Annotated in this window: 26 protein-coding genes and 1 tRNA gene; 23 read left to right on the forward strand and 4 right to left on the reverse strand. The window is 55.1% G+C overall.

Features of this window, described 5'->3' with window-relative positions:
• Positions 1-16 precede the first annotated feature (16 nt).
• From GFR01_RS12610 to GFR01_RS12620, 3 genes are all read left to right on the forward strand, one after another.
• On the forward strand, positions 17-2302 hold the full coding sequence (locus tag GFR01_RS12610; RefSeq protein ID WP_099182740.1) for a hypothetical protein: 2286 nt from the start codon (positions 17-19) through the stop codon (positions 2300-2302).
• Between the two features lie 358 nt (positions 2303-2660).
• Positions 2661-4289 (forward strand): glycosyltransferase family 2 protein, encoded by a 1629-nt coding sequence (locus tag GFR01_RS12615; RefSeq protein WP_167384264.1) that lies wholly within the window; start codon positions 2661-2663, stop codon positions 4287-4289.
• A 65-nt stretch (positions 4290-4354) separates the two neighbouring features.
• Complete coding sequence (locus tag GFR01_RS12620) at positions 4355-4792, forward strand: hypothetical protein (protein WP_145994579.1); 438 nt, start codon at positions 4355-4357, stop codon at positions 4790-4792.
• 12 nt (positions 4793-4804) lie between these two features.
• Here GFR01_RS12620 and GFR01_RS12625 read toward each other — a convergent pair whose 3' ends face one another.
• Entirely contained in the window at positions 4805-5560 is a 756-nt protein-coding gene (locus tag GFR01_RS12625) for a hypothetical protein (RefSeq protein WP_099182743.1), read from the reverse strand.
• Positions 5561-5651: 91 nt separating this feature from the next.
• On the opposite strand from GFR01_RS12625, the gene GFR01_RS12630 reads away from it, so the two are divergent.
• From GFR01_RS12630 to GFR01_RS12705, 16 genes are all read left to right on the forward strand, one after another.
• Positions 5652-6545 (forward strand): hypothetical protein, encoded by an 894-nt coding sequence (locus GFR01_RS12630; protein WP_099182744.1) that lies wholly within the window; start codon positions 5652-5654, stop codon positions 6543-6545.
• The gene (locus GFR01_RS12635) at positions 6542-6751 is read left to right on the forward strand and encodes an immunoglobulin domain-containing family protein (RefSeq protein ID WP_099182745.1); all 210 of its coding nucleotides are present in this window, start codon (positions 6542-6544) and stop codon (positions 6749-6751) included. The genes GFR01_RS12630 and GFR01_RS12635 overlap by 4 nt, the downstream gene beginning before the upstream one ends.
• Positions 6748-7938 carry a hypothetical protein gene (locus tag GFR01_RS12640; protein WP_244902286.1) on the forward strand — a complete coding sequence of 397 codons (1191 nt, stop codon included), beginning with the start codon at positions 6748-6750 and terminating at the stop codon, positions 7936-7938. The genes GFR01_RS12635 and GFR01_RS12640 overlap by 4 nt, the downstream gene beginning before the upstream one ends.
• A complete protein-coding gene (locus tag GFR01_RS12645; RefSeq protein ID WP_244902287.1) occupies positions 7922-8593 on the forward strand; it encodes a phage baseplate assembly protein V in 672 nt (223 codons plus the stop codon). Before GFR01_RS12640 ends, GFR01_RS12645 begins: the two co-directional genes overlap by 17 nt.
• Positions 8590-8952, forward strand: coding sequence for a phage tail protein (locus GFR01_RS12650; protein ID WP_099182746.1), 363 nt, complete (start codon positions 8590-8592; stop codon positions 8950-8952). The genes GFR01_RS12645 and GFR01_RS12650 overlap by 4 nt, the downstream gene beginning before the upstream one ends.
• A gap of 105 nt (positions 8953-9057) precedes the next feature.
• Complete coding sequence (locus GFR01_RS12655; protein WP_099182747.1) at positions 9058-10200, forward strand: baseplate J/gp47 family protein; 1143 nt, start codon at positions 9058-9060, stop codon at positions 10198-10200.
• Complete coding sequence (locus GFR01_RS12660; protein ID WP_099182748.1) at positions 10197-10838, forward strand: hypothetical protein; 642 nt, start codon at positions 10197-10199, stop codon at positions 10836-10838. The genes GFR01_RS12655 and GFR01_RS12660 overlap by 4 nt, the downstream gene beginning before the upstream one ends.
• Positions 10838-12169: a hypothetical protein gene (locus GFR01_RS12665; RefSeq protein ID WP_099182749.1), complete on the forward strand. Its 1332-nt coding sequence runs from the start codon at positions 10838-10840 to the stop codon at positions 12167-12169. Before GFR01_RS12660 ends, GFR01_RS12665 begins: the two co-directional genes overlap by 1 nt.
• A gap of 61 nt (positions 12170-12230) precedes the next feature.
• A complete protein-coding gene (locus GFR01_RS12670; protein ID WP_099182750.1) occupies positions 12231-12584 on the forward strand; it encodes a hypothetical protein in 354 nt (117 codons plus the stop codon).
• Positions 12581-13057 carry a hypothetical protein gene (locus GFR01_RS12675; RefSeq protein WP_099182751.1) on the forward strand — a complete coding sequence of 159 codons (477 nt, stop codon included), beginning with the start codon at positions 12581-12583 and terminating at the stop codon, positions 13055-13057. Before GFR01_RS12670 ends, GFR01_RS12675 begins: the two co-directional genes overlap by 4 nt.
• 70 nt (positions 13058-13127) lie before the next feature.
• The gene (locus GFR01_RS12680) at positions 13128-13451 is read left to right on the forward strand and encodes a hypothetical protein (protein WP_099182752.1); all 324 of its coding nucleotides are present in this window, start codon (positions 13128-13130) and stop codon (positions 13449-13451) included.
• An 84-nt stretch (positions 13452-13535) separates the two neighbouring features.
• On the forward strand, positions 13536-13823 hold the full coding sequence (locus GFR01_RS12685) for a hypothetical protein (protein WP_099182784.1): 288 nt from the start codon (positions 13536-13538) through the stop codon (positions 13821-13823).
• Positions 13816-14394, forward strand: coding sequence for a twin-arginine translocation signal domain-containing protein (locus tag GFR01_RS12690; RefSeq protein ID WP_099182753.1), 579 nt, complete (start codon positions 13816-13818; stop codon positions 14392-14394). The genes GFR01_RS12685 and GFR01_RS12690 overlap by 8 nt, the downstream gene beginning before the upstream one ends.
• Before the next feature lie 118 nt (positions 14395-14512).
• A complete protein-coding gene (locus tag GFR01_RS12695; protein WP_099182754.1) occupies positions 14513-15058 on the forward strand; it encodes a hypothetical protein in 546 nt (181 codons plus the stop codon).
• On the forward strand, positions 15055-15810 hold the full coding sequence (locus tag GFR01_RS12700) for a C1 family peptidase (RefSeq protein ID WP_174694713.1): 756 nt from the start codon (positions 15055-15057) through the stop codon (positions 15808-15810). The genes GFR01_RS12695 and GFR01_RS12700 overlap by 4 nt, the downstream gene beginning before the upstream one ends.
• 163 nt (positions 15811-15973) lie before the next feature.
• Positions 15974-16411, forward strand: a complete 438-nt coding sequence (locus tag GFR01_RS12705) for a hypothetical protein (RefSeq protein ID WP_099182756.1) — start codon at positions 15974-15976, stop codon at positions 16409-16411.
• Positions 16412-16607: 196 nt separating this feature from the next.
• On the opposite strand, the gene GFR01_RS12710 is transcribed toward GFR01_RS12705, so the two are convergent.
• A complete protein-coding gene (locus GFR01_RS12710) occupies positions 16608-17393 on the reverse strand; it encodes a hypothetical protein (RefSeq protein WP_099182757.1) in 786 nt (261 codons plus the stop codon).
• A gap of 381 nt (positions 17394-17774) precedes the next feature.
• Between GFR01_RS12710 and GFR01_RS15795 the strand changes: the two genes are divergently transcribed.
• The gene (locus GFR01_RS15795; protein WP_167384265.1) at positions 17775-17948 is read left to right on the forward strand and encodes a hypothetical protein; all 174 of its coding nucleotides are present in this window, start codon (positions 17775-17777) and stop codon (positions 17946-17948) included.
• A 484-nt stretch (positions 17949-18432) separates the two neighbouring features.
• On the opposite strand, the gene GFR01_RS12715 is transcribed toward GFR01_RS15795, so the two are convergent.
• Positions 18433-18507: transfer RNA gene (locus GFR01_RS12715), tRNA-Val, on the reverse strand.
• A gap of 77 nt (positions 18508-18584) precedes the next feature.
• Here GFR01_RS12715 and GFR01_RS12720 point away from each other — a divergent pair.
• The 3 genes from GFR01_RS12720 to GFR01_RS12730 all read left to right on the forward strand — a co-directional run bounded on the left by GFR01_RS12720 (position 18585) and on the right by GFR01_RS12730 (position 21694).
• A complete protein-coding gene (locus tag GFR01_RS12720) occupies positions 18585-19457 on the forward strand; it encodes an N-formylglutamate amidohydrolase (RefSeq protein WP_099182758.1) in 873 nt (290 codons plus the stop codon).
• A gap of 111 nt (positions 19458-19568) precedes the next feature.
• Positions 19569-21029 (forward strand): xylulokinase, encoded by a 1461-nt coding sequence (gene xylB, locus GFR01_RS12725; RefSeq protein ID WP_099182785.1) that lies wholly within the window; start codon positions 19569-19571, stop codon positions 21027-21029.
• Between the two features lie 65 nt (positions 21030-21094).
• Positions 21095-21694, forward strand: coding sequence for a nucleoside 2-deoxyribosyltransferase (locus GFR01_RS12730; protein WP_099182786.1), 600 nt, complete (start codon positions 21095-21097; stop codon positions 21692-21694).
• A gap of 354 nt (positions 21695-22048) precedes the next feature.
• On the opposite strand, the gene GFR01_RS12740 is transcribed toward GFR01_RS12730, so the two are convergent.
• A partial coding sequence (locus tag GFR01_RS12740) for an MFS transporter (RefSeq protein ID WP_099182760.1) occupies positions 22049-23060 on the reverse strand: 1012 nt, incomplete at its 5' end.

Here is a 23060-nt window from a genome sequence, read left to right on the forward strand (position 1 = left end):
TCTTTCAGGAATCATCATGAGCATTGAAGCCTATCAGATCGGCGTGTCCTTTGTCGCGGATGCAACGAAAGTTTCCGGGCCGATTGGGGAGATGCTGCGTGGAATGGACCGGATTCTGGAGCGCCAGAAGGACGTCAACATGGGGTTTGTCTCCATGGTTTCGTCCCTTGGTGGCGCTCGGCGGCTTGCTGGTGGGTTGGCGTCCGATCTCGAGCGGGCCGCGAAGGCAGCGCGGGATATTGCGTCTGCGTCTGGACGGTTTCGCCCAGCTTCCTCTGGCGGCGGCTCTTCGGCGGCCAGCGATCGAGCATCTTCTGCCCGCACTTCCAGTCGGCCTTCTCCCGCTGAAATGGCAGCGGCGGCAACTGCTGCGGCTCAGCAGACAAACGCTCGTGGCCAACTGCTGCTTCCCGCGCCTGATCTGCGCCTTGCGTATGATCCATCGGCCAATATGCGCACGTCTACGGCGGGAATGCCCGGCAACGGCGTTTTGGGAGGAGCGGGCATCCCGGTAGGATCACCTTACGGTCCTCCGCCGCCTTCACGACCACAGCGTGGCCTGGCCATCATTCCGGGCGTCGGCGTAACCGAGGAAGGTATCGAGGACGAGCCCTTTTTTGAAGGCAGCGAGCCGCGGGAGTCCCGCTGGTCCAAGATGCGTAGAGGTGCCCGCACCGCCGTGAAGGCTGCGCGGACCGGATCAATGACAGGCGTGCGTGCGGTTGGGAACCTGCGCGTTCCCCGTGAGCATCATGTTCTCACGTTGCCGGAGATGTTCGCTGGGTATCTCGGCTGGCACGTCCTGAGTTCGGGATTTGAACAGGCGGGAACGTACGACCAGACGTTTTTGTCCATGTCTGGCGACCCCAAGGTGAATATTGCCGCGTTGCGGACACAGGCTGACCGCATTCGGCGGACAAACCCGTATATCAACGCCCCGGATTCAGCCACGCTTGTGTCGGAAGCTTATGATTTGTCGGGCGGACGGATGGGGGAAGTCCCTGTAATCGCTGATATTCTGAGCCGCGTTGACCGCTCTTTCCAGCTTCTTGGAAAGGATGGCCCCGCTGCGCTTAGAGAAAGCGCGAACTTTGTGCGGGCGCAGGATATCTCAAATCGGTTTTATAATCCTGCTACAGGACAGTTCGATGCAGGGCGCGCCAATGCGTCCACGGATGCCGCTATGGGCATGATCTTTGCCAATCGGCAGTTCATGCAGGGAAAGAATTTCTTTCAGTTTGCCAGTTCTGCCGGCACAGCTGCTCAGACGATGAGCGATACTGGCATGTTCAACCTTGCGCACTTCATCGACATAAATCCTCGCAAGGCCGGCATGCAGGTCCGTTCATTTGAGAACCTGTTCGGTGGAGATCATCCGCGAATGGAGCCTAAAGAACTTAGCTATTTCAAAAGTCTAGGCTTGATTGGTAAGGACGGAAGGTTTCGTGACTGGCAGCGCGTGTCCACTGACCCCATCGGGTGGATTACGGACCATCTAGATCCATTAATGCCCAAGCATCCGGAGCTTGTCGGCCATATACAACGCATGAACGTTGGAGATTTAGCCAATGAGACTTACGGGGCAAGCGGGAATGTTGCTCGGCAGGCAGCCGCAGCTCGTAGAACAAGCGCTACAGCATCTATCCTTGCTCTAGAAAATGGCTCCAAAGCCGCGCAGCAGCGGACGGAAATATCATGGGAGCGCTTTGAATTCTCGCTGGGTCAGTTCGCGCAGGGACCGGGAATCAAAGTTCTGAACAGTCTGACCGATGCCCTCAACAACACGTCGGCATACATGGCGGCCCACCCTAATGACATGAGCCGCCTTGCCACCCAAGCTGGGGACTTTGCAAAGGGTATGGTTGGGGCCGCAACACTTATGAGTAAGGCGGTAGCTATTGTTCCAAGTTGGCTGTGGCCTGTCTTGCTTGGTGCCGCAGGAGGAGCGCGCGTCGGAGGGCCATGGGGCGCAGCAGCGGGCGCAACTGCGGGGGCGTCTTATAGCCTGTCTCATGGGGCTCTGAACCTTGACCATAAATACGGGTACGACAACCCTAACTATCACCTGACGTGGAAGGATAAGCTTGATCCATTTCAGCTCTTCCATACGCCTGAAAAAGCAACGTCAGGCCAACCCATCCAAGTGAACCTACAGATCGGCGGCCAGCAGGTGGCCTCCGTCCTGGTTCCTCACATTGAGGCCAAGATGACCTCAAATGCGCGGAAAGAAAGCCGCGCCAGCAACGGGATGTATGATTCTTGGGCTGGAGCATCCCTGCCGGGGGTTAGTGGCGGCCGCTAACCCCAGTTGCCTATTAGTCCTCTTAATTGGCGCCGAAGAGTGACGGCAATCAAATCGCTGATCCACGCGCACGGAAGCGAGGCTGAGAGAGTGGCCTAGAGGTCTGACTTTAACGTTTTATTAATGGCGCGCTTTGTTAAAAATGTTTGCTTGGTAAACTTATTACGACTTAATCTGGAGATAGAAGATTTTACTAGGCAAGGGCGATTGGCCTGCGGCTTTGATTTTGAACTTCATATTGTCGTTTTTTGAAGTTAATAAAGTTTATTCTTTCCCAAAGAGTTACTAGGGAAACGGCATATGAAGTTCCTAAGATTAGCATTCACACAATCGCCAGACAGGTGACATTGGAGTGAACGTGCGTATTGCGATTGTCTTGATTGTCAAAAATGAAGTTTCAGAAATATTAAGTTGGCTCGCCTGGCACTTCTCCTTGGGTTGTACGACCGTCTTTGCATTCGATGATTCCTCTACCGACGGAACCCTCGAAGTCCTTCAAGCCGCAGCAAAACATTACGATGTGCAGGTTTCCAGCCTCGCAGAGTCAGACGATTTCTTTGTGGTCAGGCAGCAGGCCTGCTACGAGCAGGTTCTGAGATCTGAGGCCGATAACTATGACTGGATCGGCTTTCTCGACGCGGACGAGTACGTCTATCTCGAAAATTGCGATACGCTTGCTGAGTTGCTGGGCCAGCGCACTGACGCTGACGCCGTTGGGTTCAACTGGTGTAACTACGGTAGTTCCGGCCATCTCCGGCCGCCGCCGCGCCCGTCACCTTTCTCATATTTTTACCACTCCCCTGCCGACTGCATCGATAGCCGGCATATCAAAAGCTTTGTCAGACCCAAGGCTGTAGAGAACCGCTTCATAGATGTTCACCGTTTTGCGGTTTCAGACGATCGCTACACATTGCCAGACGGTGAGAAAATCGTTTGGCACAATAGCGGCGGCGTGGTGGACAACGAATGCACATGGCGCGAAGGGCGCATTCTTCATTTCAAGCTCAGAAGCTTGTCCCACTTTGTGAAGCGGGTTCTGACGAACGAGCACAATGCATCCATGGGTGTCAGCGACTTTGTTGCGCTTGACGAGGGGCTCGTTTACGAATCTCTGTATGATCGGAATAAAGAGAAATTCCTTGAGGTTTACTCAACCTTAAAAGAGGATCTGTGCGCTGGCGCATTCCGGGATTTGTCGAAAAAAGACTTTCGTATCCAATATGAATTCTTGGAATCGGACAGGCCCAATTGCCGCGTAGACGTCAGTAAAAACCTTTCTGACCATGCACGTGACGTTCATTATCGAATGGGGTGGACGTCTGCCCCTGGGCTTGCAGAGCACTCGTTGAAAGGGTTTTCTGTTAGTCGTATCAAAACCCACTGGGACACGTATCTCTGCGTTGACGTGCGTACTGGCGAAATATGCCATGCCGCATCGCGGCACATCGACGGCAATCAATTCTCCGATCTGGTGTTAATTTCGGCATCGTTGGGTACTGACGTTGCTGGGGTTTTGATCTCCCCGGACCGCACGATCAAAATCAGCGTTGGAGAGGATGACGTTTTCCGACCGGCGATCCCCGTTCGACTCACAAGCAAACGCAACAAGAACTCATTTTCGGTCCGTCCGTGGGACAAGACGACATGTTTTTGTGCGGAGTCCTGTGACGAAAAAACCCAAGTGGGCGAGATTGCGGATAATCGCGTTAGGGCAAGCGCTTGGGAAATATTCGCGGTTGAGCCCGCTGAGATTCCAGCAAGTAGCGCCACCGCCGAATTCACGCAGGCTGCACAGGAGATCCGGGATCTCGCAGAAAGGCGCTATCTCTCCCCTGTTGCATTGTCAAAGATCTTGGCTCACACGCCTGACACACTCACGACAATCGTGGGGCCAGTCGGGTTTTCTCTACTGAACGACCGCGAGAGGCATACTGCTGTTAAAGCGCTGCACAATAATGCAAAAACACTGGTTTTTGCAGAGAAGTGATCGTTCGCCCTATATCAATGGCAATAGTGGTAGTCACAGGATGAGTGGAGGAGCATATTCAATTCGTGCGCTTCACTCCCCTCGCCGCTCTGTCGCTTCTTGCCCTGTCTGGTTGCGCTGGAATACACGGACACTCACGTCTGGACTGTGATCCGCACCAGATCCAGTGCCAACGCGAATGGGCGCTGTTCAACGCGCATACGAAAAAGGCGCGGATTATGGGCAATCCCGTGTCTGATATCGCCTGCGTTCGGCATGCCATGCGCTACGGCGGTGCCAACTGGACCCCTACGACCTTCACAAGCGCAGCTTCTCAATGCGCTTACTGGCAGTCCGACGACCCCTTGGGCATAACCAACCCGCGCCAGCTCCCGCTCGATCTGAGGGCCGATCCGGAATTGCAGCGCATGGCTGAAGACCCGGTCATCAACGATGCGGGGCCGGGGAAAATCTGGGACTACATGCGCCGGGATGGCACGTCTACAAATGGGCAGTATTATTGATAAATAATATAGCTACTTTCTAACTTCCAATACAACAACATACACTGGAATAATTTTTTCTTTATTAGGGTGAACATAGCATTTATAGTCGTCGCAAAATTTTTCTTCAGAAATTTTCTTTATGATCAAGTTATTTTCTAATAAAACTTCTTTCTCGTTTCCGTGGTTTCCTTCATTCCCAAACGCATACGCGTGTATGTCATCGTGCATGATCTTTAGAACGCAAATATCAATGCGTTCTTCGTTGTAAGCCTTATCAAGGTGATCTGCCTCTCTGAGGGCGACTTGGGGACAAAAAGTTGTAGATAATGGCCGGGTTGTAATTTTGATCTCTCCCACCAGCCCGTCCCAGCGACCTCCATGGAAAAGCTCCTGCCCGTAGGTTAAAATTGTTTTGTTTTCTAATATTTCTCTGTTAACTGCGGATAAGTCAGAATTTACATAGCTATTTTGATATTGATCCAATTCCTTTGGTGTAATTTCTGGGATATTTTTTTCCCATTGTTTGAATTCATCCTCAGTCTCAAGGAAATTGGAAAGTCTGTTTCCAAGTTCATTATCAATGTGAACTTCAGCCATATGTTTTGCAGCACCAAAGGCGCTTGGTATTACTTTTTTAATTCCGCATTCTACTCCTCGTGATAGATAAATATTCAGAATATTGTTACGCGCAGCAAACTTGAGCTCTTCTTCTGTTGGTTTTCTATATTTATAAATTACATAAACATAATCAAAGAAATTTATTCTGTTAAGAGTGATCTTGTTCATCTAGCTTCCGATTTTCTGACTGTTTCTTATTAATTTTTCTCTTGTACAGGACACTGTTCAATAATACGATTCTGCCCTTATCGGAGGCGGCATGAGCGGCACACTTCTCAACATAGAAACGGCACTCAATTACGTTTCCGGCGCAGGCACGAACACTACCGTCAAGCTGGGGAGCATGACGCTCAGCGGCCCGGAGGTTCCAGACGCCTTAAGGTCGGGTGGCGAACAGGTTCTTGTCATCCACAGGCTTCCGGGTGGCGACAAGATTATCGACAACGGCGGAAACGACCCCTACCGGCTTTCGCTGACCGGGCGCTTTCAGGGTACCAACGCGCTGCCCCGTGCGCGGTCTGTTGATACGATGCGTCTTGCTGCCAAGGCCGTCACGTTCTCCGCTGCTGGTGGAAACTGGCAGGTCCTGATCCGGTCCTACGCGTACACCTACGCCCAAAAGGGCGCTGTCATTCAGTACGAGTTGGAGCTTGAGGTCATTCCGTCCAACGCTTCGACCACGGCATCTGGAACCTCTGCCCTTTCCTCTCTCGTCGGCTCCGGCGTCACGGGCGCGCTCAGCACTGTCACAAGTACGATTGCAGATGTGTCATCGGTGGCATCCAGCATCACGAGCACAGCTCAGAACGTCATCGGGCAGATCACGCCGATTGCGAACATGATCGGCGTTGGTGGTCCGCTGGCGAAGGCTCAGGATGCTCTGACAAGCGTATCGGGCATGGCGACGACGGGTGAAAATCTGGCGAACCTGCCGACCGCGCTTTCCGGCACGATTACAGGCTTGCAATCAACGGTTGGCCAGTTGAGTTCCACTGTTGAGCAGGCTGATGCCAATATCGAGAACCTTGGCACAAGCAATGCGGCTTCCCTGCTTGCCATCGCTGCAAATTCTCGGATCCAAGTCGGCGCGCTCGAAGCCAGCCAGTCGGCCAGTGTGGCGCTCAAAAATGCACAGGCGATTTCAGGACAATGAGCAAGACAATCACAGTCACGGCTGGCGACGTCTCGTTGTATCACGTTGCGGGCCGCGAACTTGCTGACAGCACACAGTGGTGGCGCATTGCTCAGGCGAACGGGTTGAGTGATCCTGATCTGTCTTGGCTAACAGGGCCGGTTCCGCTTGTCATTCCGGGCGTTGATCCGTCCCTGACGACAGGCCTGCCGGAGGCTGCGTCTTGAGCGAGAGTACGATCACAGCTGTTGGGCATCGTTCCAGCGGTCCTGTCCGGTCGATCCGGGCGAAGTTGCTGGTGAATGGCGTTGAGCATCCGGAGACGCGCGTTGAGCAGGCTAGCTGGAGCCGGACGCGGTATTCGCGGGCCGATACGGCTGACCTGACGCTTGCGGTGGATCGGGCGAAGCTGAATGCTGCCGGGAAGAAGTGGTTCGATCCTGTCACGGCTGATGGGGCATTGCCGCCTGACGTAAAGGTCACGCTTCAGTTGCGGGATGAGACTGTCACGAATGCGACGTGGAAGACGGTGTTTTCCGGTCTCGCTGATCGGGTGCGGTGGTCTCCTACCCAGACGCGCGTTGAGGTCGAGTGTCGGGATATGCTGGCGAAACTGCTCGATCTTCGGGTGCGTGAAGCGTGGATGAACAAGACGGGGCCGGAAGTCATCAAGGCTGTGGCGTCTGCCGCAGGGTTGTTGTCCGATGTGACGTTGTCCTCTGGCATGACCGGGCAGTTCTGGCAGTTGGAGCACAAGCGGTCGTCGGCTGCTACCCATCACAAATTCCAGACAGCCTTTGATCTGGCGCGGTATATTGCAGACGAGTTTGGGTGTGATCTGTACGCCGAGGGCGAGACGATTGTGTGCAAGCCGGTCGGGTCGCCGTCTGACAGCGGGGCGCATATTCATGCGTTTCACTACAGCGATCCAGGGCCGACGTCAGCCATTCAAGCCGGCGCGCTAAGCCTGACGCTGGAACGGGACTTCCTCACGAGCAAGAATGTGGTCGTACATGTCATGTCGTGGGACAGCCGGCAGCGGACGCGGGCTGAAACGTACTTCTCGGCAGACGGTCATTCTCGAACGCTCGCTGAGAACGCTGGCACGCTCTACAGCTATCGGTTTCCGGGGCTTCGTCAGGAACAGATTGAGCGCAAGGCTGAGGCGATCTATCGGCAGATCATCGCGCATGACCGGACTGTCTCTCTCAATATCCCCGGCCGGATTACGCTCGAACCGCGCCATTTCATGCGGTTCTCAGGCACGGGTAGCACCTGGGATCTGACGGGTGACGACGCGTACGCGGTTGATGCCGTGTCCAGCACTTACGGTGCTGATGGATCGTTCCTGCAGGACGTGACACTGCGGAACCGTGAAGCCTCGAACGGAGGAAACAGTGACAGCACTGAATGAAGCTCGCCGCGAGGCTGAGGCTGCCGTGGCGCGGGTCGGCAAGCCCTGTCATGGCATTGTCACTGCCGTCGATCCGGTTAACCACGCGGTTAAGGTGCTGGTTCAGCCAGATAATACTGAGAGCGGCTGGCTGCCAGTATCGACTATTGCAGCTGGGTCTATCCGGATTTGTCGCGTTCCGGACGTGAACGAGCACGTCACGCTCTTGGCGATGGAAGGTGATGCTGAACATCTGGCCGTTGTCGCTGCTCAGTTCGACGCCGTTGTCATGCCGCCTGTATCTCCCGCGACGGGCAAGCCCGCGCAGCCGGGTGAACTGTTAATCCGGACCGGATGTGGCCAGCCGCCTGCCCTGGGGATCCAGACAGATGGCGCTGCAGATAGTCAGGCGTCGTGGTGGCATATCACAAAGGATGCCATTTATTCGGGCGTTGGCGAGACTGCCGAAACCGTGACCGCCGATGGCCTGACCTGGAAGGCGGGTGACTGCACAGCATCCCTCACCTCGTCTGGTTTTGCGGTCACTGGTGGCAATATCACGACAGATAAGACTGTGACTGGCGATGCGGATGTGAAGACTGGCGAGCACTCCCTCAACGGCCACGTCCACACCAATGGCAATGATGGTGGCAACACAGGAGGCCCCGTAGGATGAGTGCTATTTCTCACATTATTGGCGGAGACTTGGTGCTGAATAGCGCGGGCGGCCTCGCAGTCGTCGGCACTGCCGAAGAGGCGCGGCAGGCGATACTAAGGCGACTGTGCACGAATGCGGGCGATTACCCCTGGCACCTCGACTATGGTGTCGGGCTCCCCGCTCGCATCGGCTCTCCAATGGAGGAAAGCGATATTCAGGCAGTCATTCTTGCCCAGTTGCAGCAGGAGAGCGCGGTCGATCAGTCTCAGGCCCCGACGGTCACGATCACGGATCAAGGGTCTGGGCAGTATCTGTGCGTTATCCAGTACGTGGACAAGCAGACAAAGACTGTCCAGGGGCTCTCCTTCTCGGCCTGATTTCGCTTGTACTTGTGACACAGACGGCGTAGTTCTAATCTATCATTGCCCTTTTTGCGGCAACAAGGCGCTCTTCGGGGCGCCTTTTCTGTTTCTGGCGCATGCATGTCCCTAAATCTCCGATCGTTTTCAACGACCGTCAGTACGGCTGTGGCTGCTGCACAGGCATCGTGCGCCTCGCTGCTGGATCTGTCTGTCGGAACGCCTGGGCGGGCACTTCTGGAGAGCGTTTCCGGCGTTGCTTTGTGGCTCCAGTATCAGGCCATCCAGATCCTTCTGGTTACGCGACTGGCGACGTCTTCCGGGTCTGATGCCGACAGTTTCGTTGCTGATTACGGCATGACGAGGCTTCCGGGGACGGCTGCGACCGGTTCGGTCACCTTGACGAGTTTTACGCCGTCTCAGTCCTCGGCTGTTGTTGTGCCAGGCGTTCTGGTCCGGACGGTTGCGGGCGTGTCCTACGCTGTTGTGCAGGATAGCTCCGTCTCAACGTGGTCTGACGCTTCAGGCGGCTACGTTCGGCCGGTTGGGACGTCCTCGATCACTGTTCCGGTTCAGGCGGTAACGGCTGGCTCTTCTGGAAACGTGTCTGTCGGCGCAATCTGCCTGTTGGGCACCAGCGTTTCCGGCATTGATACGGTCACGAATGGTGCAGCGCTGACGAATGGGGCTGATCAGGAAACGGACGCGGAACTGCGCGCTCGCTTTCCGGTTTGGCTTGCTGCGAAAGCGACAGCTAATCGGGCATCCGTTCAGAACGCCGTTGCTGGTGTGCAGAACGGCCTGACGCAGGAACTGATTGACGGCTACACGCCAGATAACACGTTCACGCCAGGATATTTCACCGTCGTAGCAGACGATGGCTCCGGCACGCCGTCTGACGCTCTTCTGAGCAGTATTTACGACGCAATCTCTGATGTGAAAGCCCTTGGTGTTCAGTACGCGGTTCAGGCCCCGACCGATGTGATTGCAAATGTCTCGCTGACGGTTCTCGTGCCTGTGGGTACGGACGTCTCTGCTGTCACGACGGCTGTTTCAACCGCGATTTCCGCTGACATCACGGCCCGCGCCGTGGGTGCTGGCTATGAATATTCCCGCCTCTCCTATCTGGCCTACACGAGCGCTGGCGTGACGGTGAACGGCGTGACGAACGTCCTGCTTAACGGGGCGCAGTCTGACATCGCTGCTGCACAGAAAACCACAATCCGCCCGGGGACGATCTCGGTCACAGTGAGTGCAACCTCGTGAGTACGGGCGATCAAAGCGATTTCGTTCGTAGGCTGCGGGGATTGCTGCCGCGCGGGTGGTTTCCTGACCCAGTCGCAACAGGCTCGACTGAGCAGGCCCCGGTTCTTGTCGGCATCCTGTCAGGTTTTGGCAGCGCTCTTGCCGGGGCGTGGACGCTCCTTCAGCAGGTTCGATCCTCTACCCGCCTGAGCACGTCGACAGGCTCCGTTTTAGATCTGGCTGCCAACGATTTATTCGGCGTCGGCCAGTTTCCGCGAACAAGTGGTGAGGCAGATGCCTCCTATCTGGCGCGCATCGAAGCCGCATTAATTGCCAAGAAAAACACGCGCTCGGCCCTTTCTGCGGCATTGACCGCCGCTGGAGCTACTCAGAGCCAGATCGTCGAGTGCTGGAACGCTGCGGACTGCGGCGCACTCCTGCCTGCGGGGGCCACTCGTGGACTAGGCGGATACGGCGCATCAGCGCTGCGATACTCGGGACGCCCGGGGCAGTTCTTTCTTGAGACTGCCGTCACGGCTGACGTCCTGCCAATCGTCCGTAAATCAGTCGTGCAGACCAAGGCAGCTGGTGTTGTCGCCTGGATCAGAAACATTGATCCGACAGTCCTGAAATCTGATTTTGGTGGAGATATTCTTTAGTGGATACTCATATCGTTTATCCGGGCCAGATCCCGCAGGACACAGACCTGCTCCTTGCTCAAAAGCTGGCAGCTCTTAGCCTGGGGGGTCTAGGCGATGCTCTGTATGGCCGCACAGCTGCTGCGTGGGGCTTTTCTCCGACGCTGAGTTCAACGGCTCTGACCGTTACGATCGGCGCGGGTGTTATCCTTGCTTCAGGGCCAATCCTACCGACTGCGCTTGGCGGCGAAGGAGGCGGCCTCCCCGCTGATACGACGATAACGACCAAACAGTATCTCCTTCCATCGGCGCAAACGCTGACTTTCCCCGGAACGGGCGGGACATACACGCTTTACGCGCTGTGTTCTGACGTTGATACGGACAACACACTTCTGCCGTTCTGGTGGATGGACCGTTTTGCATCGGACGGAAGTGGAACTGACTACCAAAACGAAACAGTCAACTACGGCGTTTCTGTTGGCGGCCTGCGCGGGTCTGTCGGGACAATCCAGGAACATATTGCCATGAACCCGAAGGCGTATCCCAACGGTATTGGGTTGTGTGGGTATAATTCCTGCGCCTACGTTGATTCGCACGGTAAGTTTATCTCTGGTGGGGATATTCTCACAGGAAACGGGTCCGCGCTCTATACGGTTGACCCAAATGGGTCGAACGCCGCGTATGAATATTCAGACGCCAACTATCAGGTGAATATCGCCTTCAACCCTCAAAGCGGAACCTCCACTGCGTATTCCGGTGCGCAGGGTGCTCAGGCACTCCACATTGCAGGCTCTCTGGTGGTTGACCAGAATATCAATACGACCGGGAACCTTCAGGTCGAACTTGGAAAATCGTTCGGGCTTCTGGATGGCACTGGCTCTCTTCTCGCCTTCCAGTATTTGGCTGACGCGACAACAACTGTCGGCCCAATCGCGCATCAGGTTGTTGAAAATAAAAACGGCCTACCCGGTACATATTTCGTGGACGGGGCGTTCGGAACGGGCGGAGCAGCCAAGCTAGCCTCCCTCGACGTTGTGAACAGCGCACTGTTCGAGCAAGGCTCTACGATCCCGTCTGGCAAATCCTATGCGGTCCAGTCTGCCGCAGGGACTACCTACTGGACTGCTGACAACTCAGGAAACTTCATCGCTGTTCAGGGCGCACCCAATACAGGCGGTGGCTTCAAAGCGGCAACATATACCCTGTCCGCCCTGCCCGCTTCGGTTGCATCAGACGGAACTCAGGTCTGGTGCTCTGACTGCAAGCTGAACGGGATCACTGGCGTCGCCGCATACTGGCATGCGTCCGCATCCAAATGGACGGACGGCCAAAACGGCACACTCGCCAACTGACCCGACCAACAATCTGACTGACACAGCCGCCCTCCGGGGCGGTTTTTTATTGGAGGGGCGGATGCCCGAAATTAAGGAATCCGCTTCGGCCGATCCTATTCGCCTGCTTGAAGACCGCGTTTTGAAGGTTGAGACAGCACACGAAATGCTCTCAGACCGGCATGACGAGTTCCGGCAGGAAATGCGCACCGAAGTGCAGTCGCTGCGAAAAGACCTGCAGGACGTGAAGGCGCAGCTTGTTCCGGTCGTGAGTGGCATGAGCGATCTGAAAACGATGCTGAAGACAGCGAACGATGACCGGTCTGCAAAAGACCAGGCGCTTCGACTGACTGTCTGGGCGGCAAACACGCTTGGGCCCTATCTGCTGATCGTGCTCGTGGCGCTGGCCGCGTACCTGAAGGGGCATTTGGGATGAGCGGTCTTAACGTCACGCAGCTCAAAAACGAGATCGTCCGGCCAACGCTGAACTACCTCGGACTGGGCGGAGAGGCAGCCGTCAATCTCCTGACTGGCACGGCGCTGGCGGAGAGTGATGCGACGTATCTGCGGCAGATCGGCGGCCCGGCTCTTGGCCTGTGGCAGATGGAGCCCGCAACGCACGATGACTGCTGGACCAATTTTCTGCGGTTCCCGGCACAATCCAGGCTGGCGACCAAGATGCAGCAGATTGCGGGAGTATCTGCACCGACGGCGGATATCATGATCCACAACCTGCGCTATGCCTGCGCAATGGCGCGGATCAAATACTATCGGGATAGCGCATCGCTTCCGGATGCGTCCGATGCCGCTGGAATGGCACAGTATCACAAACGAGTTTTTAACTCCCCCCTCGGTGCGGCCAACGCCCTCGGCAACATCCCCGATTTCAAAGCCGCAATCGCGGCTTGACCTGATTTCCTGCTTGGTGCGTGCGCTCGGCGCTGGCTAAGCCGGATACTCTCCCAAGGGACACCAAAACATGGACCCGCTGACCATGTTGGTAGCAATGCTGCCAGCAAAGGATATCGCTTATGCCGTGCTTGTGTTGCTGGCTCTTTCGGGGCTGTGCAACTGCATTGCGGTATTTCTCAAGCCACCAAAGCCTGGGGCTTCACGCTATGCGCTGAAGAAAGTCTTCTATGTCGCAGTCACCTGGGGCGCGGCTAATCTCCTTAACGCCGCCAATCGCATCCAGTGCGGCAGAACGGGCGTCATGGTGCCGTACGAGGATAAGGAAAAAGCCAAGGCGCTCCTGACCGATCACGGCATTGATGTTCTGACCAAGCACAAGCCGGATACGTGACTGCATCCCGAAGGAGACGGCGCGTCCGTTAGACCGAACCTTTCACAGGCACCCATTGAGGTGCCTTTTTTATTGGAGGCCATTGTGGCTGATCTGAACTCCCTGACCGCTCTTAACACGCTGGTTTCTACCATTGCGGGCAAGCACGAAAGCGATGCCGTGAAGGCCGATCTGGCTATCGCGGGCACGGCCATGTCCCTGCTGGTTCAGACGTTGGTTCCGCGTCTTGATCCCTCTCTCAACCTCACCGCGATTGATGCAGGCCTTGCCAAGGCCTTTGCGGGTATCACCGACACCGTGACGGCGATTGAAACACCGGTTGTCGCATCTAATGACAGCTCGGCGACGCCGGAGGTTTCCGCCAATGCGTAAGGAAGGCTTTTTCGGCGATAAGATCGCCTCCCGCCGCGGTTTTCTGAAAGTGCTTGCGGCCGGATCTGCCATTGGCGCTCTTGGCGCCTGCACGGTCAGCACATCCGGGAATGTTACGACCATCACGGTCAACGTCGCCAAGGTGAAGGCCTACGGTCAGGCTGGCATCAACGCCGTATCGACGGTGCTGTCTATTGCCGCTGTCGCCTCTGCCATCGGCGCTCCTGCTATGGCTGTCATCGAAACGGCTTCCGTCGCTCTGTCTTCTGCCCTCACGGCCTTTGCGTCTGCGACCGGTTCCAGTGTGACGGTCAGCTACGACGACAGCACGATGAAAAGCGCCATCAATTCCGTGCTGGCTGATCTCCAGACGGTCGCGGCCGATCTGTCGGCAGCGGTCACGGGAGCCAGTGCAACCGTTTCCAGTAGCGCGCTCTCCGACGCCAACACCGCTCTGTCTGCTCTCAAGACGGTTCTGTCTGTGTTTGAAGGCCTGCTTGGGATCGTGTCGATCTCCGAGGCCCCAATGACAGAAGCGCAGGCCCTCCGCGTCCTACGTGTGACCCTGTGATCGACGGGATGCCCCCGCTGGAACTGTCTGGCTGGGATGGCCTTCTGGCGTGGGGCATCCCCACTTTTGCGGCGTCGGCCTTTCTGTTGGCTACCTATTTTATTGTGAGGTCCATTCGGTGACAGCGCTTGTTCGTCTCTACCGTCCGGCCGATCTGGCCGGGCGCCTGATTTGCTGGCGCCTGGAGTCCTATTACAGCCACGCCACGATTGAACTGGACGGCATGATCTACAGTGCGACTGTCCCGCACATCGTTGGCGTAGGCCCTGCTGATCCTGACTTCGGAATGCCACCTCGTACTGGCCACGCTTTCACGGTTCGGCTGTCCGATGATGAAGCAGCAAAGGCGCTTGCTTACTGCAAGTCGATGCTGGGTACGTCCTATGATGTTCTCGCTATGGCTGGTTGGGCGTTCCGGATCCAGTCGATGCAGCGCCCCGGTCACGTTTACTGCTTTGAGCTGGTCTATGACGCGCTCGCTACGGCTGGGGTCTTCTCCACGTCCAAGCGCCTGGTAACTGGCGAGCAACTCCTGAACGATCTGTATCTGGCCGGCCGCGTCGAGAACATGGCGATCAGCCGTACAGACGCCATCTGTCTGCAGAACCGAACCAGGCAGCAGAAACCGGCAATTTCAATTCCTGCTCCCAAGGTAAAATCATGACGTATCGCCTCGGTAAACGCGCCCCGAAGCACGATCCGCGCACGTACAAGTTGGCCCCTGCACTAGCGACTGCGCTGCCGGTCATTCCCTATTCGTGCGACTGGTCGGCAGGCGTACCCTATCAGATGTGGGGTAATGACCGCTTCGGATGTTGCGCCTTCGCAGCTCAGGCCGCCCATGTCGCAACGTGGACAAAGGCCGCGCAGGGTCTCGTGCTTCTCTCGACCGATCAGGTTCTGGAGAACTACGGCGCTGTCACTGGCTTCGATCCAGCCACCGGCACGAACGATGACGGTACCATCCTGCTCGATCAGTTGAACGACTGGCGTAAGAATGGATTTGTTCGGCCTGGTCAAACACGCGACTATCTGACTGGATATGGCATTATTCAACCCACGGACGAGCAGAGTATCAAGCGCGGCATCGCCTTCCTCGGCGGCGTACTGGCTGGCGTACAGGTTCCGGGCGGCTTTCTGTCTCTCGGCTTGGGCGAGACATGGGATCTGGACAAGCTGGCCGAAGCCGACAAGTCCCCTAAGGGAGGTCACGCCATCGCACTAACTGGCTACAATCCAGACGGTGTGTTTTTCAACACCTGGGGCGCTCGCACATTTATGCCTTGGTCCACGTTCGAGGCTATCGCGGATGAGGCTTACGGGCTCCTGTCTCGCCAGAACTGGCTGGGCATCAGAGGTTTTTCCCCGAATGGGGAAGAATTCGATTCGCTCCTGGCGGAAGTGAGGGCGGCGTGAAGCGCCTCCTTCTCTGCCTGCTCGGCTGGCACGAACGCACCGACCACGATCAGCCACGAACGCACCGACCACGATCAGCGCGGCCATCGCTGGTGTTCAGTCTGACCTGACAAAGGCGGGTGTCGTCAGTGTCTCGGATGTCCAGGGCTGGTCGGCAGCACATATGAGTGCGTTTGATGCCAACGTTCGTGCGCTCCAATGTGCGCAGAAGACTGCAGACCCGGTGGTTTCGATGATTGCCGGACCCGTCACGATGAATCTGACAGGCTCGTTCACGCAGTCCGGTTCGTTCTCCGTGTCTGCGTCAGCCTCAAGTCTTACCCCAGTTTTTGGTTTGCAGGCCGATGCGTCTCGTACCCACGCCCAGGCGCGGTCTTTGCCAGTTCAGTTCGTCCCGCTATCCGCGCTGCCAGACGCCGTGATGGGCCGGGCGATAGGATACGCGGGTGATCTGATCAAACAGCGACAGGACGTGATAGATCGGATTGTCTCGGATCGGGATGCTCTGGCCGCACATGTCCGTCTGCTCACGTCCGGGTATGACGGCGGCGGCTGCTCGACTGTCATCCACCCGTTCGTGGGCATTCACCATGATCCATGACGTTGCTGTCGGGGGCCTCATCGCCTTCGTGCTGATCGTCGTGATTCCGGTGGCTAAGATTATTTGGGACGTGATTGCGTCAACTAAGAGATACCGCCCCAGATATTTAGAGATAGAATATGAGACAATATCCTTTTTGATGCAGATAATTACTAGTCAAGTATAAACATAGAATTCTTTAAATCAATAATTAGGTTTAGGTATTTTTTCCAATTACTAGTCCGTACGATGCGTCCTTACATGATAAGGGAAGAGAGCCAATTAGATTGGTTGGCAACCCGGTTTCTTTAATTGCTTTGTAAAAACTTCCGGATTCTCCCTCAGGATCATAAACCTGAATCTGGTTATGTTCATCAGTACTCATCTGATTTCCAGAGACGTCGAATGTAGTCCATCTGCCCATGGATATTCTATGAATATTAGCATCAAATGAACTTATGGAATCATCAATATTTTTAAAAAATTCTGAAGTTTCATTGTCGCCGCCAACCTGTACCAAGCAAATTTGCTTATTGGAAAGTGACTCCAATGTCTTAAAAGCGTCCTTTTGAGATTCCGTTAGAATTCTCTGTGAATTTCCTTTAATTCTTTTTGATATATAATCAAATCTATTGTTCGTAAATTTTTCAAAATCATCTTCTTTTTTCTCAGAAGAAATTTGCCTACCACTTATATTATTTAATTTTTCTTCGAGCTTATCTTGCACTTCGTTGCTCGAATGAAACAAAAGAAGGCCAGAAATTAGTGTAATCCCAAGAAAAGCTGCATTAAGAAATGACAACCTTTTAGATCTATCATCTAAGATTTTTATTTTTCTTTGCTGCTGTGGTTGAAGGCCTCCGGGGATAGAGTTGATTATAGCCCTTTTTTCTTCATTTTTAACACGCTCGCCCACAAGCTGAATAACGTAAACAGCTACGGGCATTAGAATCACTGCAATGCCTAAGTAGAAACTTAACGCCTTATATGTGTTAACATCCATTCGAAAGGATCTTCCCTATGCAATTATTCCTAATCGGATTCGCAGCGATTGTAATCATAATCGCAGCAACGACATATGTTATTTCCGAATCCAAAAGCCAAAAGAAATTTTGGGATTCTCTTGAAAAATAATATCCAAATAGAAGCAAGTTTTTTGAAAAAATTATTCGATATTAATTAGAAAACTTATTTCACTGACTTCTGGCGCTGACAATCTTCTCAAGTCGAGTCGTGATAGTGCGCAGACAACCACGACGCCCTCGGTCTCCACGTCCTTGACCTCACCGGTGTTCGGTCTCCGAGCAGACGCATCCCAACGCATGGCCAATCGCTTTCGCTGCGGGTTCAGTTTGTGCCGCTATCTGCGCTTCCGGATGCAAAGATGGGTCGGACTGTCGGATACGCGGGCGATTTGATCGAACAGCGACATGACGTGACAGTTCGGATTGTCTCGGATCGGGATGCTCTGGCCGCGCATGTCCGGTTGCTCACGTACGGGTGTGATGGCGAGGGCGGTTCATCCGTTTGTGGAGACGCGCCATGCTTCGTGATCTGACCGTCGCCAGCTTCATCGCCTTCGTGTTGATCGTCGCGGTGCTCGTGGCTCAGATCGTATGGGATGAGATCACGCGGGATTAGCCTACCGCCCTAAGCCCCATACATCCCCATATCGGTCGATGAATGAGAAGGCGGTCCTAGCCCTTAGTGCGGCCAGAGATTGTTCTTCATGAGATGGTCCGCAATCTTTTCCGCCAGGATCTGTATATCCCCGTCATTCATGGGCTGGCGCGGCCTTCCCATCTAAGTCGCCGCAGCAGAGAAATCCTATGGCGTCCATCGAATCCCGTGCACGTGAAAAGCGATTCGGCCTGACCTCAATTTCTGCACGGATTTTGCACGGATTTTACCGGTGCATTGCGACTCTATTCGGTCGAAAACGACACTTAGCGGCAGCCTGCTCACAGCGACGACCGATGATACGCAAGGGCGAAGTCGATTGATTTACTACGATTTTTTAGGGAAATTCTGACCGGATCGGGTGGTGGGCGCAACAGGGATTGAACCTGTGACCCCTACCATGTCAAGGTAGTGCTCTACCGCTGAGCTATGCGCCCCCGATCCGGTGAGGCGGTGTTTAGCTGTATCAGTTCGGGGTGACAACCCCCAAAAATGAAAAAAATGCACTGAGGTTATGACGACCCTTTCCCCCTATCCTGCTGTTATCATTAAAAAACCTCAGAAAACCGCCGTTCCGATCGTGGTTTCTTCTCCTCATTCCGGAGAAAAATATTGTCCTGATTTTCTGGAGGCGACCCGGCTGTCTTTAAGAGAACTTCAGCAGACGGAAGACAGGTTTGTGGATCGGCTGTTTGAGTACGCTCCTGAAATGGGAGGCACGTTGCTTACAACAGAGTTTCCACGCGTCTGGTGTGACGTGAACAGGGATTGCCGGGAACTGGATCCAGGTATGTTTCGCCCTGCTCTTTCGAACGAAGGGTTAGTACAAAGTGCGAAAGTCAGAGCAGGCTTTGGTGTTATTCCGCGCTGTGCCTCCCAAGGCCGCCCGATCTATACTCACTGCCTTCCTCTGGAAGAAGTTCAGCGGCGATTACAATTGGGATGGCTTCCCTATCATGAGGCTCTGACCAAGCTTTTGGACGGGCTGAGAAAACAGTTCGGTACTGTGATCCTGTTGGAAGCACATTCCATGCCTCGCCTGCCCCAGGCGCGGGCGTGCGACATGGTTGTTGGAGATGTGCATGGGAAATCCTGCGCTCCGGATCTCACTGAGACTGTGGAACATTACCTGCTTCAACTTGGATATGAGGTTCGCAGGAATGTTCCTTACTCAGGAGGGTACATCACCAGCCATTATGGCCATCCAGCGGAAGGGATTCATGCCCTTCAGCTGGAGATCTGTCGCTCACGTTATCTGAACGCTGCGACGCTGCAGCCATCGCGTGGTTTCCAGCAGGTACAGAGCGATATGGCGGGCCTTCTGGATACGCTAGCCAATTTTGCTGAAGACCGGCTGTATGCGCGTCAGGCGCAGGAGATTTCCTGATGGCTTTTTTATGGTGTTCGGGAGCCTTGTACGGTCACTTAAAATTGCGGTGAGCGCTGGGCAGAAGTGTGCCCTAAGGTGATGCTTTTGAAGCTGAGTTTGGACAATTGCATGTTTCTGGGAATTGACGTCGGGACATCCGGAATCAAGGCGCTGCTAGTGGATGAAAACCAGCAGGAAGTCGCGTCCCACACGGAGAGCCTCACGGTTAGCCGACCGCATGCGGGATGGAGTGAGCAGGATCCGGAAGACTGGTGGAAAGCAACCTGCCGCGCCATTGATGTTTTGCATGGTCAACATCCAAATGCTGTCGCGGCAATCCGCGGCATTGGTCTCTCTGGCCAGCAGCATGGCGCGGTTCTGGTGGATACGTCCGGGCATGTTCTGCGTCCCTGCATTCTTTGGAATGACACGCGTTCGGAGGCTGAATGCGCCCTTTTTGAAGAACGTTTTCCGCTCAGTCGTGAGGTAACGGGCAATATTGCAATGCCGGGCTTTACCGCTCCAAAGCTTATTTGGGTGGCACGACATGAGCCTGAAATCTTTGCACGGATCAGGCATGTGCTGCTCCCGAAAGCGTGGCTGCGCTATCGGATGACTGGTGAAATGATCGAGGATATGTCCGACGCATCCGGCACACTCTGGCTGGATGTTGCCAAGCGCGCGTGGTCGCCTGAAGCCTTGAAGGCGACCGGCCTGACATTGGCCAACATGCCGACGCTCTGTGAGGGCACGGCCGCCGCCGGGTATCTGAGCAAAGACCTGACAAGCCGCTGGGGAATGGCATCTTCACCCGTTTTTGCCGGAAGTGCTGGAGACAACGCCGCCGGAGCGGTGGGTCTGGGGGCTATTCGTAACGGTGATGCCTTCATTTCCCTAGGCACGTCTGGCGTTGTGTGGGTGACGACGAATGAATTCAGGGCTGAACATCAGTCCGCCATTCATGCATTCTGTCATGCTGTACCGAAAACCTGGCATCAGATGGGGGTCACGCTTTCGGCTGCGGCGTCCCTCGCATGGTGGGCGAAAGTGTGTGATGTGACGGAGCGTGAACTTCTGGCCGAATTGCCAGAGCGCCCTGCCCGTCCTTCGTCAGCTCTTTTTGCGCCCTATCTGTCAGGTGAAAGAACACCTCACAATGATGGAACAATCCGGGGCGGATTTATCGGATTGTCGCACGATACAAGCCGCGCAGAATTGACGCAGGCCGTTCTTGAAGGTGTGGCGTTTTCCTTCCGGGACGCGCTGGAAGGACTGAACGCTTCTGGTTCCTTCTTTACCGAGGCAGATGTGATTGGCGGTGGGTCACGTAGCCCGTTCTGGATTTCCATTCTCGCTTCGGTTCTTGGATTGCGGTTGCACAGTCTTGCTCACGGAGAGCATGGGGGCGCTTTCGGTGCCGCACGTTTGGCCCGAATTGCCGCAACAGGCGAAAGCGTGGAGAGCGTGTGCACGGCGCCTGAGCGGATTTCTGCTACCGATCCAGATCCTGAACTACAGGGTGCCTATAAACAGGCCTATAACCGTTATCGCCGTATCTATCCGGCATTGCGCGATATTCAGAATGCCTGAACGCGAAACTCAGGTTTGAAAGAAGGTGTTTTGCCTGGGACGCTGGCATGGTAATGGCCGGTCTCATGCAGGCAAAACTTCCTTCCGTTTATCTGGCTGGCGATCTGGTCTTTCGGCCGAATGCGCTGGCGCTTTTCGAGCGCCTTAAGGCCATTTGTGCAGATGTCGGGCTTGAAGGCGTTGCTCCCTTCGACGGGCAGGCCGAGGCGAAGCTGATGCCCCCAGGGCGCGAGACCATTCTGGCATTCGTCCGGGCAGATCGTGAACTGATGGATCAGTGCGATGCCGGGTTGTTCTGCGTAGATCCTTTCCGTCGATCGGCAGACATGGACCCTGGGACGGCCGTGGAAATCGGTTACATGCACGGACTGGGCAAGCCCATGGAAGGTTATACTGTGGACGGCCGGCTCTACCCCGAAAAGGTTGAGGCTTATTGGAAGGGTGCATGGCGTGAACCTCTTCGGGCACGTACCGAAGATGGAGCGCCTGCTTCGGGTAGTATGGAAGACCCGGATGGGATGCTGGCTCACTCCGAAGGTCTTTACCAGAACGGCATGATTGACGGCTTCATCGGGTTTTCCGGTGGCGAAATTTCCGTTGATGCTGATTTTTATGAAGCGTTTCGAAAGGCGGCAAAGCGTCTCGCCGAGCGCCTGAGCCGTTAAAGCACATCATTCATTCTGATAAAAACAGGTCCTTGGTCAGACTTTCTCAAGGCTGGGCACATTGTTTTTGCATGGAGGAATACAGGGTGCGTTCTTACGGTTTGATGCTGTTGGCCTTGCTGGGCCTGTCTGCCTGTGCGGAACACAAGCGAGCAGACACTCGGGCGGATCTTCTGCGCCCAGTAAAAGGCGATAATTCCGGCTCCCAAGATTCCTCGGGTTTTCCAAAAAACGGAAAGGTGCACGGATCGATGTCGATGAGCTCTGGCTTTGGCGCAGGTTCCGGGATGGGAAACGGGCTGGGTAATTCGTCTCTGAACAGCCCGTCCGGAGGGTGGTGATTGCCTGTTGTTGTCAGTTTTGCCGAAAGCTCGACAATGGCGGAGCCACCTCTTCAAGGGACTTGTTCTCTGCGTCGACGCCGAAGATCCATGCAACGATACTCGCGCCGAGCATGAGGACTGCAGCAAAAGCATATCCTCCGACGACGGAATCAAGGCTACCCGTCTCGATCAGATATCCAAAGAGAACTGGTGCCGCGGCTCCCCCAAAGAGCGTTCCCAAGGCATAGAAAACAGCGATGGCGAAAGCGCGCATTTCAAGCGGGAAAAGCTCGCTGGCTGTCAGGTAGGCAGAAGACGCGGCGGCTGAGGCGAAAAAGAACACTGCGCTCCAGCCCAGGGTTTGAGTAAGTGCGGTCAGCATATGCGCATGCATGGTCCAGGCAACGACGATCATGAGTAGCCCCGAAATTGCGTAGCTGGTTCCAATCATGCGACGGCGCCCGATTGTATCAAACCAGCGGGCCAGCAGGAACGGTCCGAGAAGATTTCCAAGTGCCAGAGGCAGGATATACCAGCCGACATGTCCGGTCGGGACGGCTAGGTAGTTCGTCAGAACCATGCCGTAAGTAAAGAAAACTGCATTATAGAGAAACGCCTGCGCGATCATTAGAACGAGGACATAAAACGTTCTGCCCCGATAATCCTGAAGCATGATCCGAATCATATCCAACGGCATGAAAACACCTGCCGGATAGATCAGGACTTTAGGAAGTGCGCTATTGCTTTCCAGCTCTGGAGAGTGGGCTTCCATTCTGGAAACGATTGCTTCTGCCTCCTGAACACGCCCATGTGTCATCAGCCAGCGCGGGCTTTCAGGAACAAAAGCCCGCAGAAAAAGGATGACAATGCCAAGCATGGCTCCGATGGCGAAGGATACCCTCCAGGCTATGGAGACCGGAAGGATGTGGTTGTTCAGAAGAGCAATAGATCCCACTGCACCGAGCGCTGCACCGGCCCAGAATGTTCCATTGACCATAAGGTCCACACGCCCACGCAGACGTGCCGGGACAAGTTCGTCGATG

The sequence above is a fragment of the Gluconobacter frateurii genome, from assembly GCF_002723955.1.
Taxonomy (GTDB): Bacteria; Pseudomonadota; Alphaproteobacteria; order Acetobacterales; family Acetobacteraceae; genus Gluconobacter; species Gluconobacter frateurii.

Bases quoted from the DNA above. Each gene is read 5' to 3' on its own strand.
- GFR01_RS12610 (WP_099182740.1), top strand. From the start codon at position 17: ATGAGCATTGAAGCCTATCAGATCGGCGTGTCCTTTGTCGCGGATGCA.
- GFR01_RS12625 (WP_099182743.1), bottom strand. From the start codon at position 5,560: ATGAACAAGATCACTCTTAACAGAATAAATTTCTTTGATTATGTTTAT.
- GFR01_RS12630 (WP_099182744.1), top strand. From the start codon at position 5,652: ATGAGCGGCACACTTCTCAACATAGAAACGGCACTCAATTACGTTTCC.
- GFR01_RS12635 (WP_099182745.1), top strand. From the start codon at position 6,542: ATGAGCAAGACAATCACAGTCACGGCTGGCGACGTCTCGTTGTATCAC.
- GFR01_RS12650 (WP_099182746.1), top strand. From the start codon at position 8,590: ATGAGTGCTATTTCTCACATTATTGGCGGAGACTTGGTGCTGAATAGC.
- GFR01_RS12655 (WP_099182747.1), top strand. From the start codon at position 9,058: ATGTCCCTAAATCTCCGATCGTTTTCAACGACCGTCAGTACGGCTGTG.
- GFR01_RS12670 (WP_099182750.1), top strand. From the start codon at position 12,231: ATGCCCGAAATTAAGGAATCCGCTTCGGCCGATCCTATTCGCCTGCTT.
- GFR01_RS12675 (WP_099182751.1), top strand. From the start codon at position 12,581: ATGAGCGGTCTTAACGTCACGCAGCTCAAAAACGAGATCGTCCGGCCA.
- GFR01_RS12680 (WP_099182752.1), top strand. From the start codon at position 13,128: ATGGACCCGCTGACCATGTTGGTAGCAATGCTGCCAGCAAAGGATATC.
- GFR01_RS12690 (WP_099182753.1), top strand. From the start codon at position 13,816: ATGCGTAAGGAAGGCTTTTTCGGCGATAAGATCGCCTCCCGCCGCGGT.
- GFR01_RS12700 (WP_174694713.1), top strand. From the start codon at position 15,055: ATGACGTATCGCCTCGGTAAACGCGCCCCGAAGCACGATCCGCGCACG.
- GFR01_RS12705 (WP_099182756.1), top strand. From the start codon at position 15,974: ATGAGTGCGTTTGATGCCAACGTTCGTGCGCTCCAATGTGCGCAGAAG.
- GFR01_RS12710 (WP_099182757.1), bottom strand. From the start codon at position 17,393: ATGGATGTTAACACATATAAGGCGTTAAGTTTCTACTTAGGCATTGCA.
- GFR01_RS15795 (WP_167384265.1), top strand. From the start codon at position 17,775: ATGGGTCGGACTGTCGGATACGCGGGCGATTTGATCGAACAGCGACAT.
- GFR01_RS12720 (WP_099182758.1), top strand. From the start codon at position 18,585: ATGACGACCCTTTCCCCCTATCCTGCTGTTATCATTAAAAAACCTCAG.
- xylB (WP_099182785.1), top strand. From the start codon at position 19,569: ATGTTTCTGGGAATTGACGTCGGGACATCCGGAATCAAGGCGCTGCTA.
- GFR01_RS12730 (WP_099182786.1), top strand. From the start codon at position 21,095: ATGCAGGCAAAACTTCCTTCCGTTTATCTGGCTGGCGATCTGGTCTTT.